This is a genomic window from Alteromonas sp. ABV2_168, assembly GCF_056161165.1.
In genome coordinates, this window is sequence record NZ_JBSWYQ010000004.1 from 231,706 (window position 1) to 251,132 (window position 19,427).

Genomic DNA, 19,427 nt, shown 5'->3' on the forward strand with positions numbered 1-19,427 from the left:
TGGTTCAAATGCGAAAATTCGCTGTCATCTGAACTGTTTCTAATCTTGCCTTTTGGCGATAATCAGCACATGTTTTTGCGGATACTGGTCAAGTTCAGTATGCACGATGGTCAGTCCGGCTGACATCATGAGTTGAAGATTCCGGTTAATACCAATTGAACTGTAATAGAATGTATCATCCATCCAGCTGTCAGTATGTTCACCACAATCGTTGCCGCAAGTCAGCAGCAAGATCCCGCCTTCAGCAACATGTTTGCTCAGCTTAGCAATGACCTGTTCCTGGGCACTAAAAGGAAGATGGAAAAGGCTGTCCCAGGCAAGAATAAAATCATATTGCACTTCAGGCTTAAAGGAGCAAATATCCTGATGAATAAATGTGTGCTCAGGGTGTTGCGCTTTCGCCAGCGCTATCATTTCAGCAGATACATCCACACCGGTTACAGCAAGCCCCCGTTCCTCCATCAACCTCACCATTCTGCCGCCTGCACCGCAACCTGCATCCAGTGCAACGGTTCCCTCACCAAGGTAATCCAGTGCACGGGTTACAGCAGCTACACCATATTGAGAATGTTGATGACGTTCATGCCACCAGCGAGCGATACGATCGTACTTTTCACCGGTCTGACGGGGTTCCATAAAAGTGACGGAATAAAACGAATGATAGGGAGAGTAAACAGAATATAGGGAAGGAAGTCCAGATGTTTACCTCACCCCGCTCCGGCAACGCCGACATCCCAGCGGGGTAAGTAAACATAACGCAAAACCGGATTAATGACGGGATTTTACACTCGCGATGTAGTTGTCAGCCACATATTTACCACTGGTGATAAAGGCATTAATGCTGTCAGGGTTGTCGCTGTATTGTGCAACAAATTCAACAATAGGCAGGCCATTACAGGTAACATTATTTTCAACATAGTGCTTAGTCAGACCAGCATCTTCCAGCGCATTTCGAAGCTTCAGTTTGCTGCCGGTTGCTGCGGTGACACAAATTTTAGACGTCACTGCTGTATCTGCAGGCGTCAATTCAGGACTTGCGTTTGCCATACCCATTGCACCAAAAGACAAACCAACAACAGCCAGAGTTTTCGTAAATGCTTTCATAATTATTTCCTTTTCAATTATTAAGAGATTTAAGCGTTATGCTTGCTCTTACTATCGCAATGGAAGTGCCAACTTTTTTATCTATTTAAAATCAATAACTTAATTTTAAATGCTCTGATGATAGCAAAATGAGTGATTGTTTTAGCCAGCTCAAGTGGCCGTATTGACTAACAATTAGTGCTATTTACATTCATTCGAATAGAAGACCGGATGTGATGCCTCGATTGAACTTTAGGCTAGAACCGACATGCCCAGTTTGCTGAATGCTACCTGACGCCCCTGAATATCAACGCCATGCTCGATGTACCTATACGTCACCGTGGTAATATGATTGGAATAATATGCTGCGAACATCGCGGAAACCCGAGACAGTGGGATCCCGATGAAATTGTGTTTGCTGCGGCGTTGGCCGACTTATACGGCCGGGCAGTGAGTGCCAAGGAGCGGGCTGATTATGAGAATAAGCTCATTGAAGCTAATCAGACGCTGGAACAAAAAGTTAAGGATCGTACCGCAGAGCTTGAAGATACTCTGCGATCTCTGGAATCAGCACGGGAGAAACTGGTTCAGTCAGAAAAAATGGCAGCACTGGGGAATCTGGTGGCCGGCATTGCGCTTACTTCTGTCAGTAACTGTAAGGAAGAACTTGCCGGGATTTATAAGGATTTTGAATCCGGGGAACTGTCGGAAGAAGGCTTCAGAGATTTTAATGATATATGCAATGAAGGACTCAATCTGGCTGAATCCAGCCTCTTCCGGGCTGCCGACCTCGTACAGGACTTCAAACGTACCTCTGCCGACCAGACATCCATGGACGTGGAACGTTTATCTCCCGATGATTACATTCCCAGAGTATGCAATCCCCTGCGGCCTATGCTTAAAAAAGACAACATCCAACTTAAGCTGGATATTCACCCTGACACTATCATCATTACCAGTCCGGGTATTATTGCCCAGCTACTTACTAACTTACTTTCAAACGCACAACGACACGGATTTCACGGCTATAAAAATAACGGGGGCAATCTCATCACTGTGGGCTGCTATGGTGTGGATGACGGCGTCATCATCAGTGTCAGTGACAACGGCAAAGGCATTCCCGCCTCACTGCACAAAAAAGTGTTCGAGCCTTTCTACACCACTGCGCGGGATCAGGGTGGCACTGGTCTTGGTCGGAACATTTTAACAACCTTGTTATCCAAAAACTTCAGGGCGAAGTTGAACTCATCTCAGCACCTGACGAAGGCACCACATTCCGCCTGAAAATTCGCCATGTGTCCGGTGAACTTGAGTCATAGATGACTATTTCGAATGAATATTACCGCTCCGGCACCATGAGCCACCTTCAGGCTGAGGCTGGCTTTTTAATAATTTGAAATTATCTGCCTGTTCACATTTGCGGTATCGCAGATTGTGAATTAAGTTTAAGCAACGCAAACTTTTTTAGTCGTATATGCCGTTATTTAAAAAGTCAGAGATTGCAGTCAAGAAATCGAAGCTCCCCCCCTGGAAAGTAGTCATTATTGACGATGAACGTGATGTGCATAAGGTCACGAAACTCACGCTGCAAAAATTTACCTTTGAGAACCGCAATCTCGAATTATTGTCGGCATACAGCGCTAAGGAAGGACTTGAACTCTTCAAAAATACGCCAGACATCGCGCTGGCTTTTGTCGACGTGGTCATGGAGACAGATGAAGCTGGTCTGAACCTTATCGACGCCATTCGCAATACACTTAAGAACCGTACGACACGTTTAGTTTTACGCACCGGGCAGCCGGGTCAGGCACCGGAAGAAGAAGTGATCAGCCGCTATGATATCAACGATTACAAGTCGAAAACCGAACTGACCTCTTCAAAACTGAAATCCTGTGTGTACACGGCTATCCGCTCCTACCGTGATATCCAGACTATTGAGGAAGGTAAACGGGGCATCGAAGGCGTGTTACAGTCTTCATCTTCAATTCTGGAAAGCCAGTCGCTGGGACAATTCGGCACCGCAGTGTTAAAACAAACCCTGACTCTGCTTAATCTGAATAACTCTGTACTGTATTTATCTGCCCAGCACACAGACTTGTACGGCCACACTAAAATGACCGTGCTCGGTGCCAGCGGTGATCTGGTGGGATTGAGTAAAGAAGGCGTTTCAGCAGAGATCCCGGATGAAATTGCGGAGAAAGTGAAAGAAGTACTGGAGAAGAAATCTCATTTCCAATCTGAAGAGCTGTTCATCGGCTACTACCCCACGGGCAAAGACAGCCATAATATTCTGTATGTGGAACTAAGCGAGCCGCTGAATAAGTTTCAGTTGAAAACGCTGGAAATGTTTGCCTCAAATGTGTCCGTCATTTTCCAGAACCTGATGCACAAAGAAGATATTCAGCATACCCAGAAAGAGCTGATTATGGTGCTCAGTGACGCCATAGAAATGCGCAGTAAAGAAACCGGCGGCCATGTTAAGCGTGTCATGCTGATGTCAGAGTTTTTGGCTGAAAAACTGTTCATGAGTGACGAGTTTATTGAAACCATCCGCTATGCTTCTGCCCTGCATGATGTGGGTAAAATCAGTATTCCGGAAACCATTTTGCACAAGCCCGGTAAACTGACTCCGGATGAATGGGAAATCATGAAAACCCACGCTGCGAAAGGCTACGAATTACTGGCAGGCTCCGACAAAATTGTCGCGAAGATGGGCGCTATCATTGCCAAAACTCACCATGAACGCTGGGATGGTGAAGGCTATCCGGAAGGAGTGGCTGGTGACGATATCCCTATTGAAGGCCGTATCATGGCTATCGTTGACGTTGTCGATGCACTGTTATCAAAACGCTGCTACAAGCCGCCCTGGAGCACAGAAGATGTCAAAGCTTATTTGACTGAAAATGCCGGTAAGCAATTCGACCCTATCATCACACATGTCATGCTGGAGCATTTTGAGCAGATTCAGGAAATCCGCGCACAAGCTCCGGACGAGGAATAACATCAGGCACAAAAAAGCCCTCATACGAGGGCTTTTATAATGCTTTGGATTTGATTAGTTAGTCAGGTCGTCGAAGAATTTCTTCACGCCGTCAAAGAAACCTTTTTCCTTCGGTCGGTGCTTCGCAGAATCACCGCCCATAGAGTCGTCCAGTTCCTGCAGCAATTCTTTTTGTCTTGCAGACAGGTTAACCGGGGTCTCAACCACTACCTTACACATCAGATCGCCGGTCACGCCGCTTCTTACCGACTTCACGCCTTTTCCGCGCAGACGGAACATACGGCCGGTTTGGGTTTCCGGACTCACTTTCAGCTTCACTTTACCGTCAAGTGTAGGTACTTGCAGCTCGCCGCCCAGGGCAGCGGTTGTGAAGCTAAGTGGTACTTCACAGTACAGGTTGTTACCGTCACGCTGGAAGATATCATGCTCGCGTACGTGCACCTGAACATACAAATCACCTGCCGGTGCGCCGTTCTCCCCTGCTTCACCTTCGCCGGTTAAGCGGATGCGGTCACCGGTATCAACGCCTGCCGGAATTTTAACCGACAAGGTTTTCGTTTTTTCTTTGCGACCATGACCATGACAAGCATTACAAGGGTCGGAAATAATTTTGCCCCGCCCGGAACACGTCGGACAGGTTTGCTGGACAGCAAAGAACCCCTGACGCATTTGTACCTGACCGTTACCATGGCAGGTTGGGCACGTAGTCGGCGAAGTGCCTTTTTTCGCACCGGAGCCGTGACACGAATCACATTCCACCAGCGTAGGTACGCGGATTTCAACTTCTTTACCACGCACCGCTTCTTCAAGCGATAACTCCAGATTGTAACGTAAATCAGCTCCCTGACGTGCGCGGGACTGACGTCCACCGCGGCCACCACCAAAGATATCGCCGAATACATCACCGAAGATGTCACCAAAGTCTGCGCCACCGCCGAAGCCTGCACCACCACGATTCGGATCCACACCGGCATGACCGTACTGATCATACGCAGCGCGTTTCTGCGAATCGGTCAGAACCTCATAGGCTTCCTGGATTTCCTTAAATTTTTCTTCCAGTGCTTTATCGCCCTGTGTGCGATCGGGGTGATATTTCATAGCCAGCTTTTTATACGCCTTCTTAATATCGCGTTCGCCAGCACCTTTATCTACACCCAGCACTTCGTAGTAGTCACGTTTCGACATATCGCTTACTTTTCCTACTCGTTACATCAAGCACCCGGTTCAAGTTGTCTTAAACCACACACTTTTAAATCATCCGGCACTGAGCCGGTCTTTACACGACAAAGGCGCAACAAGAACTTCCTGCTGCGCCCGGCTTGTACAGCACTCCGGCACAAAGTACCGGAGACACACTGACTACAGCTTATTTTTTGTCGTCTTTCACTTCTTCAAATTCAGCGTCAACAACGTCATCTTCCGCTTTCTTACCGGAAGCTTGCTGTTCAGCACCGGCATCTGCGCCGCCCGCTGCACCGGCTTGCGCCTGAGCTGCTTCCATCAGTTTAGAAGACGCCTGGATAAGCTCCTGCGTTTTCGCTTCGATTTCAGCTTTGTCTTCGCCTTTCGCGGCGGTTTCCAGCGCTGAAATAGCAGCTTCGATTGGTGCTTTGTCGTCGGCACTTAATGCATCGCCAACTTCATCAAGCTGCTTACGGGTAGCGTGAATCATACCGTCAGCCTGGTTGCGGGCCTGGATCAGTTCTTCAAACTTCGCATCAGACTCTTTGTTTGCTTCTGCATCAGCAACCATTTTTTCGATTTCATCATCGCTCAGACCAGAAGATGCTTTGATGGTGATCTTCTGCTCTTTACCAGTATCTTTGTCTTTCGCAGACACATGCAGAATACCGTCAGCATCCAGGTCGAAAGTTACTTCGATTTGCGGTGTTCCGCGTGACGCAGGACGGATACCTTCAAGGTTGAACTGACCTAACGACTTGTTACCGGCAGCTTGCTTACGCTCACCTTGCAGTACGTGTACTGTTACCGCAGACTGGTTATCTTCCGCCGTTGAGAAGGTTTGCGATTTCTTAGTAGGAATCGTAGTGTTCTTCTCAATCAGTGACGTCATTACGCCACCCATAGTTTCAATACCCAGAGACAAAGGCGTTACGTCAAGCAGCAGTACGTCTTTTACGTCACCGGACAATACACCGCCCTGGATTGCCGCACCAACAGCAACTGCTTCGTCAGGGTTCACGTCTTTACGTGGCTCTTTACCGAAGAAATCAGTTACGTACTTCTGAACCAGAGGCATACGCGTCTGACCACCAACCAGAATGATATCGTGGATATCAGATACTGACAGGTCAGCATCAGCCAGCGCCTGCTTAACAGGATTCAGCGAGTCTTTCACCATGTCTTCAACCAGAGATTCCAGTTTCGCACGGGTCAGTTTAATGGCTAAGTGCTTAGGACCTGTCGCATCAGCAGTGATGTACGGCAGGTTAACTTCTGTTTGCTGTGAAGAAGACAGTTCAATTTTCGCTTTTTCACCGGCTTCTTTCAGACGTTGCATGGCCAGCGGATCTTTACGCAGGTCAATACCCTGATCTTTCTTGAATTCGTCTACCAGGTAAGTAATTACACGGTTATCGAAGTCTTCACCACCTAAGTGAGTATCACCGTTGGTTGCCAGCACTTCAAACGTGTGCTCGCCGTCAACTTCATCGATTTCGATGATAGAGATATCGAACGTACCACCACCTAAGTCGTAAACCGCAACAACGTTATCGCCTTTCTTCTTGTCCATGCCGTAAGCAAGGGCAGCAGCAGTCGGCTCGTTGATAATACGTTTTACTTCCAGACCAGCGATACGGCCGGCGTCTTTAGTCGCCTGACGCTGAGAGTCGTTGAAGTATGCAGGTACTGTGATAACAGCACCGGTTACTTCTTCGCCCAGGAAGTCTTCAGCAGTCTTCTTCATTTTCTTCAGCACTTCAGCTGAAATCTGAGGAGGCGCCATTTTTTCGCCTTTGGTCTCAACCCATGCATCACCATTGTCAGCTTTAACAATTTTGTAAGGCATGATGTCGATATCGCGCTGTACTTCTTTATCTTCGAAGCGGCGACCGATCAGACGCTTAATAGCGAATAAAGTATTAGTCGGGTTGGTTACTGCCTGACGCTTCGCAGACTGACCTACCAGAGTCTCACCATCGTTTGTGTAAGCGATGATTGAGGGGGTTGTGCGATCGCCTTCGGCGTTTTCAATTACGCGAGGTTTGTCGCCGTCTAGAACTGCGACACATGAATTCGTTGTACCTAAGTCGATACCAATGATTTTACCCATTACGTGTCTCCAAAATAAGAATCTTTAATTTCTGCATTATTAGTGGGGTTATTCCCGCACCATTTCAATAGTCGCCAGAAAAAATCTGTCGTTTTTGGCTTCCGCCCCGGTTAAGCCTGCGTATCAACGCCACCTTCAGGTGCACGGGACACCATCACCATGGCCGGACGAAGCAGGCGACCGTTAATTTGATACCCTTTCTGCATCACGGCCATAACGGTGTTTGGCGCATGATCTGCACTTTCCTGCATAGACATCGCCTGATGCAGTTCCGGGTTAAAACCTTCACCCTGTGGATCAATAGGTGTTAAACCGAACTTTTCAATTGTGCTGACGAAAGATTTCAGCGTCATATCCACGCCTTCAAGCAATGGCTTAACCGCATCATTTTCGCCGTCACCGGCCTGGATAGCACGTTCCAGATTATCGATAACCGGAAGCAGTTCACCGGCAAAACGCTCTAACGCGAATTTACGGGCTTTTTCCACTTCAGCTTCAGCACGACGGCGGGCATTTTCCATATCGGCACGGGCACGTAATACGCTGTCCTGTTGTTCTTTAATCTGCGCCTGAGCGTCAGATAAAGCCGTTTCCAGTTCGTAAACTTTTTGCTCGTGCTCAGAAACCGGTTGCGCCTCTGCAGCGTCTTCGTTAACTACTTCACCCTGAATCACTTCTGCGTCTTCAGGCTGTTTTTGATCCTGCACGTCGCGATCTTCGCTCATGCTATCCTCCCAACAATACTCATCTGCGGTGAATTTTTGCTTAGCGGCCTGCACAGGAAAGTCCGTGCCACAGGCTGCGTGAATGCGTTCAGTGGGGCTATTAATGGGGTTACTTCCCCACCCTTCAAGGGTATCCATGAAAAATTTGTGGCTAAACCGCAATTTTTTTGTGATTTGCTTGCCAACGGGTTTGCTGTAGAGTTTGTTAACGAATTGTTTTCATCTCTTTCTGGTCATGTTTAGTATCTGGACTGTCGGCGTTATTACCGTGATTTATCTCACGTTTTTGTTTCTTGTTGCCTTCTGGGGAGACAAGCGCTTGCGCGACAATCAGCAGCATCCGGTGCTGTACAGTTTAGGGTTAGGCATTCACTGCACTTCCTGGGCATTTTTCGGCACAACCACTCAGGCGTCACAATTTGGCTGGGCACTGGTACCGACGTATGCCGGGATCATTGCCGGTATGGCTTTTCTTTTTCCGGTGCTGATAAAAATTTCCCGTTATTGCCAGAAAAATAATGTGACCTCACTGGCAGACTTCTTCGCCCTGCGCTTCAGGCATTCACATTTTCTGGCTGCCTCAGTCACCGTATTGTGTTTTACCGGCGTTATCCCGTACATTGCACTTCAACTTGATGCCATTTCGGCCAGCATCCGCCTGATTGCTTATGATGCGGAACAGGGAACCAACACGGTTGGCTTGTATGTCGCCGGACTCATGGCTCTGTTTGCCATTTTGTTCGGTACACGCACATTAAACCTTACCGATAAACATCCCGGGCTGGTGCTGACCATTGCCGTAGAATCGGTGGTGAAACTGGTGGGGCTTTCCATCGTCGGTATTTTTGTCTGCTATGGCCTGTTTAGCGGGCCTTTTGACTTAATCGCTCAGGCTGCCAGTCACCCCGTTGCCAGAGAAGTGCTGTACGCAGACAGCGCACCGCTTGTGTATGCCAGTCACGTCCTGCTGGGAGTTTGCTCACTCTTTGTATTGCCCAGACAATTTCATATGAATTTTGTTGAGTGTAACGGTGAAGGAGAAATTCGCACCGCACGCTGGCTGTTTCCTCTCTACCTGCTTGGCATGACGACGTTTATTCTGCCGGTTGCACTGGCCGGGCACGTGTTACTGGATACCTCAGTGGTAAAAACGGATGCCTTTGTACTGGCATTGCCATTACAGGCCGGCAATGCCGGTGTGGCGCTGGCCGCGCTGATAGGTGGTCTGTCAGCCACCACCAGTATGATTATCGTGGCAACCCTTGCCCTCGGCATCATGATTTCCAACAACCTTATCACGCCTTTATGGCTGAAAATCCGCCTCAAAGACGACCCACATAACACCATGACGCCGTCGACCCTGCTGACAGTACGACGTTTAACCGTGCTGGTTGTGCTGTCAGTGGCGTACTGGTATCACGTGAACGTCAGCCAGTCGGCGCCACTGGTGAAAAGCGGTGTGATTGCTATCGCGTTACTCGGACAACTGCTGCCGGCAATGTTGTTAAGCCTGTACTGGAAAAAGACATCAAAGACAGCCGTCATTATTGCCATTTTCACCGGTTTTTGTTGCTGGTGCGCCTGGCTGCTCTACCCTTCTATTCTGTCGAGCTATTACTTTGAAAGTCCGCCGACTGAACTGGAGCTGGGCCGGAGTTTTATCATTAGCCTGTTTATTAACCTGGTCACCCTGGCCGGATTGTCTCTGCTTTTTAATCAGGGCAGCGCCAGGTCTGTTCAGGCACCGGATACAGGCGATATCGTCAGCGACAGTCACCCTGATCTCGCAATCAGATTAAGAGATCTGTTCCTGCTCACCGGCCGGGTACTGGAGCCATCGGTGCACCGCACGCTTAAAAGTCAGTTGTCCCATTCTTCTGCATATGCAGAAGGGTTTGCCAGTGCAGGCCTGTTGTCACGGGTAGAAAAATTACTGGCTGCTCAGATGGGCACACCGGGTGCCCGTATTCTGCTTTCAGCCATTGCGCAAAAGCGCGGCGGCGAACTCAGTGACATCGTAGAATGGGTAGAAGAAGCTTCCCAGTCATTCCAGTTTAATCACGACATATTGCAGTCTTCGGTACAAAATATACAGCAAGGGATAAGCGTACTGGATCAGGATCTTTCCCTGCTGGCCTGGAACGACCGCTATACAGAGTTGTTTGGCTATCCACCGGGATTCCTGAAGGCCGGTATGCCGATCCAGTCCTTATTGCAGTACAACGCTGAGCGCGGCCTGCTGGGCAATCTTCCGGATGTCGAAACGGAAATAAGCAAACGTGTTACTTACATGGAAAACGGCAGCAGTTACCAGTATATCCGCAAGCAACCCGACGGGCGGGTTATTGAGCTTAACGGCAGCCCGTTGCCCCACGGTGGTTACGTGACTACCTACAGCGACATTACGGCCTATATACGCATTCAGGATGAACTGCGGGCAGCAAAAGAAGATCTTGAGGTTCGCGTAGCACAACGTACGGCTCAGCTTGAGCAGGCGAAGCAGGAAGCCGACCGGGCGAGCGAGAGTAAAACCCGCTTTCTGGCTGCTGCAGGTCACGATCTGATGCAACCTTTCAATGCTGCCACTCTGTTTGCCGGCATGTTGTCGCAGAAAACCGAAGGCACCGGACTGGCAAGTCTGTCACAGGGACTGGTGACATCACTGAACAGTGCCGAATCATTACTCTCTACTTTGCTGGATATGACCAAACTTGAGTCCGGAGTACTAGTCCCGCAAGTCACCGAATTTGCCCTCGACGACATGCTGTCACCGTTGGTGGATGAGTTTAAGGTTATTGCAGAACAAAAAGCGCTGTCACTCCGTTATATTCCCTCTGCACTGGTTGTGCGTTCAGACAAAAAACTGCTCCGGCGTATTATCCAGAATCTGATTTCAAACGCGATCCGTTACACCCTGGAAGGCAAAGTGCTGATTGGCGTCCGGCGACGGTCAGACAATCAGATTCAAATCAGGGTGTACGACACCGGAACCGGGATCCCTGCGGGTCAGCAAAAAGCGATTTTTAATGAATTTCATCAACTGGAACATTTACCCGGAAACCAGGGACTGGGCCTGGGGCTGACCATCGTTGAAAGGATCAGCCAGCTTCTCGGTCATCCTGTTGCGCTGGAATCGGAAATGGGTAAAGGAACGGTATTTACAGTGACATTGCCCCGTGGCGTAAGGGCACTGCAGAAAAGTAGTAATATGCTTGCAGCAGATATCAATCCAAACATGGCAAATACGGCAAACTGGCTGGCTGAGAAACACATTTTAGTGCTGGAAAACGATGACCAGATCATGACCGCGATGAAAACCCTGCTCACCGGCTGGGGCGCAACGGTCACCGGCAGTCAGTCATTACAACAAGCCAGAGCCTTATGCCCTCAGGCGCCTGATGTGATGCTGGTTGATTTTCACCTGGATTACGGCGAAAAAGGCACAACATCGGCCGTTGCGTTAAAAGACTTCTGGCAAAAAAATGTACCCGGTATTCTCAATACAGCAAACCGGGAAGACGGTGTGAGAGACGAAGCGGCTGCAGCGGGTTTGCGCTATTTACCTAAGCCGGTAAAACCCGCTGCCTTAAAGCGCATGCTGAAAAAGCTTATCATCACAGACGGGTAAACCACAGTCAGCCTGACTGCGCGCTTTATAGTCACAATTACCTGATGTACCGACACTACTCCGCGCCGGTGAGTTGACGGAAAAGCACGCCGGCACGGGTACGGTTTATCACATTGAGTTTACGTAACACCGCCGAAGCATGTTGCTTCACCGTGGATTCGGAAATAGACAATTCCCAGGCAATCTGTTTGTTCAGCAAGCCATCTGCCATCATTTTGAGCACAGTAAACTGATGCGGTGTGAGTTGAGCCAGTCGTTCTGCAAATTCTGCCTGAGCGGCGTCTTCATGAGAGGCTAATTCAGCCTCCAGCCCGTCCGGCAACCATTGACCACCATCCAGCACCTGACTGACGGCACCGGCAATTAACGGCAGTGGCGTTGATTTGGGAATATAACCGCTGGCCCCCAGATCGATGGCTTTGCGAATAAGATCCGGTTTGTCTTCGGCTGACACCATCACCACCAGCACATCGGGGAATGTGGTGCGAAGTTCACTCAACCCTGTGAGTCCGTCGTTACCGGGCATGTGTATGTCCAGGAACACCAGTTCAATACTGTCATCCCGGATCAGGGCCTCCCTGGCTTCACTGAATGTTGAGGCTTCAATCACTGATTCACCGGTAATACCGGCCAGCGCCTGGCGCATAGCGGCGCGGAATAACGGGTGATCATCAGCTATCAGTACATTGGCCTGCATGGGTAAATCCGTTTGAGTCATATTCATGAATTACTTTGACGAAGTCTGCCTCCGGGTTCAAGTCATCAAACACAAAAAGGCGGCCCTTGCCGCCTTTCAGAGTTTACACACAATCAGAGTCAGAACCGGTAGCCTACAGTAAGTTGTACTGTGCGCGGATCGCCATAATAGCCAATCAGCGTGGTGTCGTTACCCAGACCGGGACCGTAACTGCCATCCTCATTGCGGGTGACAAAGTCATAACCGCCAACCAGATATTCTTCGTCAGTCAGGTTTTTCACGTGCAGACCACCGTACCAGTTACCTTCCATGCTTTCCCAGCTTACGCCGAGGTTGACCATACCGTACGCGTCCTGCTCAATAAGGTCGCTGGTTTCAAACAGCAGATAGTCATCACGGTAGTAATAGTTTGCGTTGAAAATGAAATCACCCATGCTGGTTTGCAATAAATAGTTTGCACCGAAATTCAGGGTGTTTTCCGGTGTGCTTGCCAGTCCGATTAGCGGCGGCGTAGCGTTATTTTCTTTAATTTCAAAATCGATAAAACCGTAGGCCAGATCAAACTTCAGTGCCTCATTCACCACGTAAGTCATCTCCAACTCAATACCCGAGGCGGCAGTTTCAGCGGCGTTTCTCAGACGCTGAAGCAATGCTGTGGGATCATCGGAGTTACCTTCAATACCAATATACTGACGATCTTTATGGTTGTAGCTGAACGCCGTGGCATTGACGCGGAACTGACTGGTTACATCACTTTTCACGCCCAGTTCAAACGAGTCCACTACTTCCGGTGATACACCGGGTTCATTGATTGTCGCGCGGGGGTTAAACGTACCGGACTTAAAGCCCTGAGAATAACTGGCGAAGAACATGGTGTCCCTGGTGTACTGATATTCTACCCCTACCCGCGGCGTAAAACGTGACCAGCTTTCTGTTGCCGGCGCATCAAGCACGCCGTCGCCGTCGGAATCGCTGCCCAGCACCTGCGGCATAGTCAGACCGTCAGGACGGACATAACCGTCAATCCAGCCGGATTCAGGATACAGATTAAACAATACCGTGCCGTTATTTACCGTTGCCTGTTTTTCTTCGTCGGTATAACGGGCCCCCAGAGACAGAGAGAGTTTATCGGTAATATCGTAATTTAACTGGGTATACGCCGCCCAGCTTTCACTGTTATTACAACCGGACACTTCACGGGTGAAACCCGGCGTACCTTCAGGGAAGATGCCAAGCGCCGCGTAGTCCCGCCCCAGCACACCAAGTACCGCATCAAATACGCCGCAGGATTCACCGTCATAATAATACAGGCCGCTTACAAGGCTGAACGCACTGCCGGTATAGTTCGCCTGAATTTCGTGAGTATCGTTAGAGTCATCGTAAATGGCCGGTACGTCAAAAATATCCAGCTGAGTATTATCAAAATCGATATTGGTATCAGAAAAACTTTCGCGGTGGGAGCCGATATATTTCAGCTCCAGATTTTCATTCACATTGTATCTGGCGAGCCAGCTGAAGCCTTCCAGTTCAACATAGTTGTCTGTAGGCATGCTGGTGTAAGAGTCGAAAACAGAATCCGGTTGCGGTGCGTCGGTACGTAAGCTTGGCAGTAACCGGTAACCCCCTTTAGCATTTGAATCATCTTCGGTTTTATCCCAGCCGAACCGTAGGAACAGGTTATCAGACGGATGAATTTCCAGGGTCAGTCTGGCAGCCCACAGATCTTTGTTGTAGTTTTCTGTATCCTGACCATCCAGTGCAGAGATCAGGAACTCACCGTAACCATCGCGGTTCAGGTTTGCATAACCCACACCCAGGTAAACTTTGTCTTCAATCAGCGGCATCTGACCGGTTAATTTCATGTCACGGCGGCTGTAATTGCCCAGTGTCACCTCAGCGTTAAACTGAGGTTCACCGGTCATTTCTTTCGTGACATATTTCACCGCACCACCAATGGTGTTCTTACCGTACAATGTGCCCTGCGGCCCCCGCAGCACTTCAATTCGCTGTACATCAAGTAAATCCAGCACCGCGCCCTGTGGCCGTGCCATATACACATCATCAATGTAAATCCCAACACCGGGCTCATAACCCCAAAGCGGATCCTGCTGACCCAGCCCGCGGATAAATGCTGTTAAGGTAGAGTTGGTACCGCGGCTGGTTTGCATGGTGGTATTCGGTGAGAACTGCTGAATTTCCGTCAGCACGCTGATGCCCTTTTCCGTTAATTCAGTTGCACCGATTGAAGTGATAGCAACAGGCGTTTCCTGTAATGACTCTACCGTTTTACGGGCAGTCACCTCAATGCGCTCTAATTTGCCTCTGCTTTCATCGTTGTTTTGCTGCGCAAAAGCAGTCTGACTGCTTAAGCATGCGGCAGTGACCGCCACTGCACTTAGCGTGCGGGTAAAGCGGTTAACGGGTTTCTGTGCGTTTATCATGATGTGTCCCTTTTGTTATCTGTTTCAACTATTCGGCACTGAAGCTGCGGTCTGAGGTAAACTCTATGTTAATTTTTTGTAGCAGTAAGTAGTACCATCGTACTATGGGCATCTTACTGATTTAACGACACAATCTTTTTCAGTTCCTGAAGCGTCTGCGGTCACAGATTGTTATTAAGGAACCCGATATGATCAGTATGATTGGCCTTACAGGCGGGCTTGCCCTCCTTATTGTGCTTACCATCCGCGGCATGAATTTATTTATTGCTGCTCCGCTTTGCGCCGTTATTGTTGCGCTTACCAGCGGTATTCCTCTTTTTCAGGGCGAAGAGAATTTTGTCACCTTGTACATGGGTGGCTTTTCCGGCTTCATTGCGGCCTGGTTTTTTATGTTTTTGCTGGGGGCTATTTTCGGTAAATTCATGGAAGATACCGGTGCGGCAGACTCCGTGGCCCGCTGGATAGTCGATAAGCTGGGTTTTAAACACGCCGTGCTGGCTGTGGTGCTTGCCTGCGCCATTTTAACCTACGGTGGTGTAAGTCTGTTTGTCGTGGCATTCTCGGTTTACCCCATGGCGCTCAGCCTGTTTAAAGACGCCAATCTGCCCCGCCGTTTTATCCCAGCTACACTGGCGTTCGGCTCTGTCACCTTCACCATGACATCAGCAGGCTCACCTGAAATCCAGAACTGGATCCCGATAAAATATCTGGGAACATCTCCCTTTGCAGCATGGGAAGTCAGCTTGCTGGTTGCTGTTTTTATGGCCACATTCGGTTACTGGTGGCTGAAGCGCATGATTAGCCGCGCCATCGCTAACGGCGAAAAGTTTGAAAGCCGCACCGGCGATCCTGAAATTGAAGCCAGAGATTACCCCAGTCCGCTGACCGGCATACTGCCCCTGTTTGTCGTACTGGCATTATCCTTTTTACTCCATGACAGCATGGCGCAACTGGCATTAATCGTTGCACTGGCAGGCGGCGTACTGACGCTGATGATCATCAATTTCCGCTACTTTCATAATTTATCCGCCGCCATTAACGATGGCACAACCGGTGCTCTGGTCGCCATTGGCAACACCGCCGCCGTGGTGGGTTTCGGTGCCATCGCCAAACACACAGAGGCTTTTCAGCAAACCGTTGAAATTATGACGCATATTCCCGGCAATGAACTGATTGGCGCAGCGATTGCGGTCAGTGTCATCGCCGGACTCACCGGCTCAGCGTCCGGCGGCCAGGCCATTGTTTTACCGCTGGTTGCACCGCATTATATTGACCAGGGCGTGCAGCCCGAACAATTGCATCGCATCGTGTCTATTTCATCCGGCGCGCTGGATTCATTGCCGCATAATGGTTACGTTGTTACCACCATCCGTGCTATTTGTCGCGAAACCCACAAAGCCGCATACGGTGCCATGGCCGCACTGACAGTGGTAGTGCCGGTTATTGGCTTAGCTATTGCCATTACGCTGTTCAGTCTGTTTTAAGGAAAATGATGACTACATTTATGACTAATTTTCGTAGCATACTGGTAAGGTTAATTGTCTTATGCGCGGTAGCCGTCCAACCGGCCTGTGCCGCCACACCGCCCAACCAGTCAGGTACAGCCATGTTGATGACAGAAAAGCAGGTTTTCACCACTACTCAGTTTGAAACTTACGGCGGAGAAATTATTCCTGAAGTGAAAGTTGGCTGGGAAAGTTACGGCAAACTCAACGACGCCAAAGATAACGTCATACTTATCACGCATTATTTTTCGGGAAACTCACACGCCGCCGGCCGGTATCACGGAGATGATGCGGAACCCGGATACTGGGATGCCATTATCGGCCCCGCCAAGGCCATAGACACCAATAAGTTCTTTGTGATCAGTGTGGATTCTCTGGTAAACCTGTCCGCTTACGACCCGAATGTGGTAACCACAGGCCCGGCCACCATCAATCCCCAAACCGGTAAGCCTTATGGTTTGTCGTTTCCGGTGGTGACCATCCGCGACTTTGTGAACGTACAAAAACTCGTACTGGAAAGCCTTGGCATTTCATCGCTGCATGCCGTTGCCGGTCCCTCTATGGGCTCCATGCAGGCACAGGAATGGGCCGCGACTTATCCGGACTGGGTGCCCCGAATGATTGCCGTGATCCCTGCGGCTCAGGCTGACGCCTGGACCACCGCCGCGCTGGAACAGTGGGCCACGCCAATCCGGCTGGATAAACACTGGAATAACGGTGATTATACCCCTGATAATCCGCCAAAAGACGGTCTGGTCGCAGCACTCATGAGCATTACTCTGCAGGCGCTGCATCCGGATTTTTTCAATCAGCAAGGCAAAGCGCTGGGCTATACACCACAGGAAAAAGGCCCGCTTGAGGATATTCATGCCACCCATTCAATCATTAACTGGCTCAGAAGCAGGGCAGAAGACCGTGCTGATTTAATGGATGCCAACCACCTGCTTTACCTGGTACGCGCAAATCAATTGTTCGTTGCCGGCCACCGGGGCTCCTTGCAAGAGGGGCTGAAGAACGTTAAGGCGAAAACGCTTTATTTGCCCGCTGAAACCGATCTTCTGCTGATGCCATACATGGCGGAAGCACCCCATGGTATTTTGAAATCACAAGGCAAGAATACGCAACTCAGTTACCTGAAAGGCGCACTGGGGCATCTTGAAGGAGTGGCTGACATCAAACAAAAAGCACAACTGCTGCGCCGGTTTTTAAACGACGAAACTGAATGATGCACCCGGTTCCTCATTCAAACATTCACGATTCATAACGGAAACACGATTTATGCACGGATTGAAAAACAACGCCACCGCCGCCCTGCTCTCAGCATTATTTAGCGCCGGCGCAATGGCACAGGTGCCGGCGCTTAACCTCGATACTGCTCACATCACAGTGTCAGGCTTGTCTTCCGGCGGTTACATGGCCAATCAGTTTCATCTGGCTTACAGCGACTGGATTGACGGAGCGGGCATTCTGGCGGCAGGCCCTTATTACTGCGCAAAAGGTGATATCAGCACAGCGCTGAGTCAGTGTGTTGATAAAACTGAACCAGCCATTGATGTGAATGCACTCACCGGAAAAGTAAAAACGCTGGCGCAGGAAGGAAAACTGGCGCCACTGTCAGCACTGCAAAACGATAAGGTCTGGTTATTTCACGGCACCCGCGACGTGCGGGTGAACAGCGCCGTCAGTGACGCACTGAACGCCCAGTATGCGGCTTTGATGCCGGCTGAACAAATTACTTACGTTAACAATAAACCGGTTGCCCATTTATTCCCTACAAAGAACAACGGCGGACAGTGCATGTCGTCTGACTCACCCTATATCGGCCGCTGTGACTATGATGCTGCAGGAGAAATGCTCAACTTTCTGCTGGACGGTTTACAACCCGCCAGCGACAAGCTGAGTGGTGAGGTAGTGAGTTTCAGTCAGCAGACACTCGCCGGCGATAATGCGTCTACCATGGCAGAAACAGGCTATGCTTATATTCCTGCCAGTTGCCGTGAAGGTGAACAATGCCGGGTGCATGTCAGTTTTCATGGCTGTAATCAGTACGCAGAAGCAGTGGGCAAAGCTTACGTAGAGCAAACCGGCTTGAATAACTGGGCCGACAGTAACAATATGGTGGTGGTGTACCCGCAAACCCGCAAATCGCTTTTCATGCCTTTAAATCCTCAGGGCTGCTGGGACTGGTGGGGTTACACCGGAGAAGATTACGCCACACGCAGCGGAGAGCAGATTAACGCCGTCCGCGATATCGTTCTTGGATTATCATCAAATTAAGGTTCTATCATGGCTTTGAATATATTTATCACTGGCGGTGCCAGTGGCATCGGGTATGGCATTGCTGAATCACTGGCAAATGACGGGCATCATCTACTCATTGCAGATATTAATCTTGATGCCGCTGAGTCTGCGGCTCAGCAATTAAAGGACGCCGGCTTCAGCGCGCAGGCCGTTGAAGTTAACGTATGCGATGCTGAGCAGGTCGCAGCACTTCCCGGTAAACTGGGAGACGTGAAGGTAGATGTGCTTATCAACAACGCCGGCATCCAGCATGTGTCTAAAATCGAGGATTTTCCGGCCGAAAAATGGCAACAGCTTATCAATATTATGCTAGTTGGCCCTGCCCTGCTTACTCAGGCATTTTTACCCTGTATGCGTGGTGCTGATTTTGGCCGCATTATCAATGTGGGTTCAATACACTCGCTGGTTGCATCTCCCTATAAATCGGCTTACGTCGCAGCCAAACACGGTTTACTTGGTTTCGCAAAAACCATTGCGCTTGAAACCGGCGACTGCAACGTCACCATCAATACCATTTGCCCTTCCTACGTAAAAACGCCGCTGGTAGACAAGCAGATTGCTGCCCAGGCTAAGGAAAACGGGATCAGCGAAGAAGAAGTGGTAAATGAAATTATGCTCAAGCCCATGCCAAAGAAAGCATTTATTTCAATGGACGAACTGGGCGCGACGGCGAAATTTCTCATCAGCGACGGCGCCCGCAATATCACCGGTCAGACTATGGTACTTGATGGCGGCTGGGTGGCGCGCTAAC

The 19,427-nt window shown here is 49.7% G+C and carries 14 protein-coding genes; 7 read left to right on the top strand and 7 right to left on the bottom strand.

The features are described 5' to 3' along the window. Window positions 1–39 precede the first annotated feature (39 nt). On the bottom strand, window positions 40–636 hold the full coding sequence (locus ACXAH4_RS08720) for a class I SAM-dependent methyltransferase (RefSeq protein ID WP_474881525.1): 597 nt from the start codon (window positions 634–636) through the stop codon (window positions 40–42). 132 nt (window positions 637–768) lie between these two features. After that, the gene (locus ACXAH4_RS08725; RefSeq protein WP_474845494.1) at window positions 769–1,104 is read right to left on the bottom strand and encodes a DUF3718 domain-containing protein; all 336 of its coding nucleotides are present in this window, start codon (window positions 1,102–1,104) and stop codon (window positions 769–771) included. 294 nt (window positions 1,105–1,398) lie between these two features. On the opposite strand from ACXAH4_RS08725, the gene ACXAH4_RS08730 reads away from it, so the two are divergent. Continuing rightward, entirely contained in the window at window positions 1,399–2,367 is a 969-nt protein-coding gene (locus tag ACXAH4_RS08730) for an ATP-binding protein (protein ID WP_474851771.1), read from the top strand. Window positions 2,368–2,557: 190 nt separating this feature from the next. After that, window positions 2,558–4,084 carry a DUF3369 domain-containing protein gene (locus ACXAH4_RS08735; RefSeq protein ID WP_474881526.1) on the top strand — a complete coding sequence of 509 codons (1,527 nt, stop codon included), beginning with the start codon at window positions 2,558–2,560 and terminating at the stop codon, window positions 4,082–4,084. 54 nt (window positions 4,085–4,138) lie between these two features. Here ACXAH4_RS08735 and dnaJ read toward each other — a convergent pair whose 3' ends face one another. The 3 genes from dnaJ to grpE form a co-directional block, all read right to left on the bottom strand. Continuing rightward, window positions 4,139–5,269 (bottom strand): molecular chaperone DnaJ, encoded by a 1,131-nt coding sequence (gene dnaJ, locus ACXAH4_RS08740; RefSeq protein ID WP_119500929.1) that lies wholly within the window; start codon window positions 5,267–5,269, stop codon window positions 4,139–4,141. Between the two features lie 181 nt (window positions 5,270–5,450). Next, window positions 5,451–7,379: a molecular chaperone DnaK gene (gene dnaK, locus ACXAH4_RS08745; protein ID WP_474881528.1), complete on the bottom strand. Its 1,929-nt coding sequence runs from the start codon at window positions 7,377–7,379 to the stop codon at window positions 5,451–5,453. Between the two features lie 110 nt (window positions 7,380–7,489). Next, entirely contained in the window at window positions 7,490–8,104 is a 615-nt protein-coding gene (gene grpE, locus ACXAH4_RS08750; RefSeq protein WP_119503362.1) for a nucleotide exchange factor GrpE, read from the bottom strand. A gap of 235 nt (window positions 8,105–8,339) precedes the next feature. On the opposite strand from grpE, the gene ACXAH4_RS08755 reads away from it, so the two are divergent. Beyond that, window positions 8,340–11,732, top strand: coding sequence for a PAS domain-containing hybrid sensor histidine kinase/response regulator (locus ACXAH4_RS08755; RefSeq protein WP_474881530.1), 3,393 nt, complete (start codon window positions 8,340–8,342; stop codon window positions 11,730–11,732). A 55-nt stretch (window positions 11,733–11,787) separates the two neighbouring features. Here the strand turns inward: ACXAH4_RS08755 and ACXAH4_RS08760 are convergent, their stop codons facing one another. Both ACXAH4_RS08760 and ACXAH4_RS08765 read right to left on the bottom strand, forming a co-directional pair. Next, window positions 11,788–12,429: a response regulator gene (locus ACXAH4_RS08760; protein ID WP_474845959.1), complete on the bottom strand. Its 642-nt coding sequence runs from the start codon at window positions 12,427–12,429 to the stop codon at window positions 11,788–11,790. A 119-nt stretch (window positions 12,430–12,548) separates the two neighbouring features. After that, window positions 12,549–14,870 carry a TonB-dependent receptor gene (locus tag ACXAH4_RS08765; RefSeq protein ID WP_303574594.1) on the bottom strand — a complete coding sequence of 774 codons (2,322 nt, stop codon included), beginning with the start codon at window positions 14,868–14,870 and terminating at the stop codon, window positions 12,549–12,551. Window positions 14,871–15,058: 188 nt separating this feature from the next. On the opposite strand from ACXAH4_RS08765, the gene ACXAH4_RS08770 reads away from it, so the two are divergent. Genes ACXAH4_RS08770 through ACXAH4_RS08785 form a run of 4 tightly spaced genes read left to right on the top strand, consistent with a single transcriptional unit; the run spans window position 15,059 to window position 19,426 of the window. Then, complete coding sequence (locus ACXAH4_RS08770) at window positions 15,059–16,354, top strand: GntP family permease (RefSeq protein ID WP_474845483.1); 1,296 nt, start codon at window positions 15,059–15,061, stop codon at window positions 16,352–16,354. A 20-nt stretch (window positions 16,355–16,374) separates the two neighbouring features. After that, window positions 16,375–17,601 carry an E22 family MetX-like putative esterase gene (locus tag ACXAH4_RS08775; RefSeq protein WP_474845481.1) on the top strand — a complete coding sequence of 409 codons (1,227 nt, stop codon included), beginning with the start codon at window positions 16,375–16,377 and terminating at the stop codon, window positions 17,599–17,601. Between the two features lie 52 nt (window positions 17,602–17,653). After that, complete coding sequence (locus ACXAH4_RS08780) at window positions 17,654–18,652, top strand: extracellular catalytic domain type 2 short-chain-length polyhydroxyalkanoate depolymerase (RefSeq protein ID WP_474845479.1); 999 nt, start codon at window positions 17,654–17,656, stop codon at window positions 18,650–18,652. Window positions 18,653–18,661: 9 nt separating this feature from the next. Next, window positions 18,662–19,426, top strand: a complete 765-nt coding sequence (locus ACXAH4_RS08785; RefSeq protein WP_474881532.1) for a 3-hydroxybutyrate dehydrogenase — start codon at window positions 18,662–18,664, stop codon at window positions 19,424–19,426. Window position 19,427 lies beyond the last annotated feature (1 nt).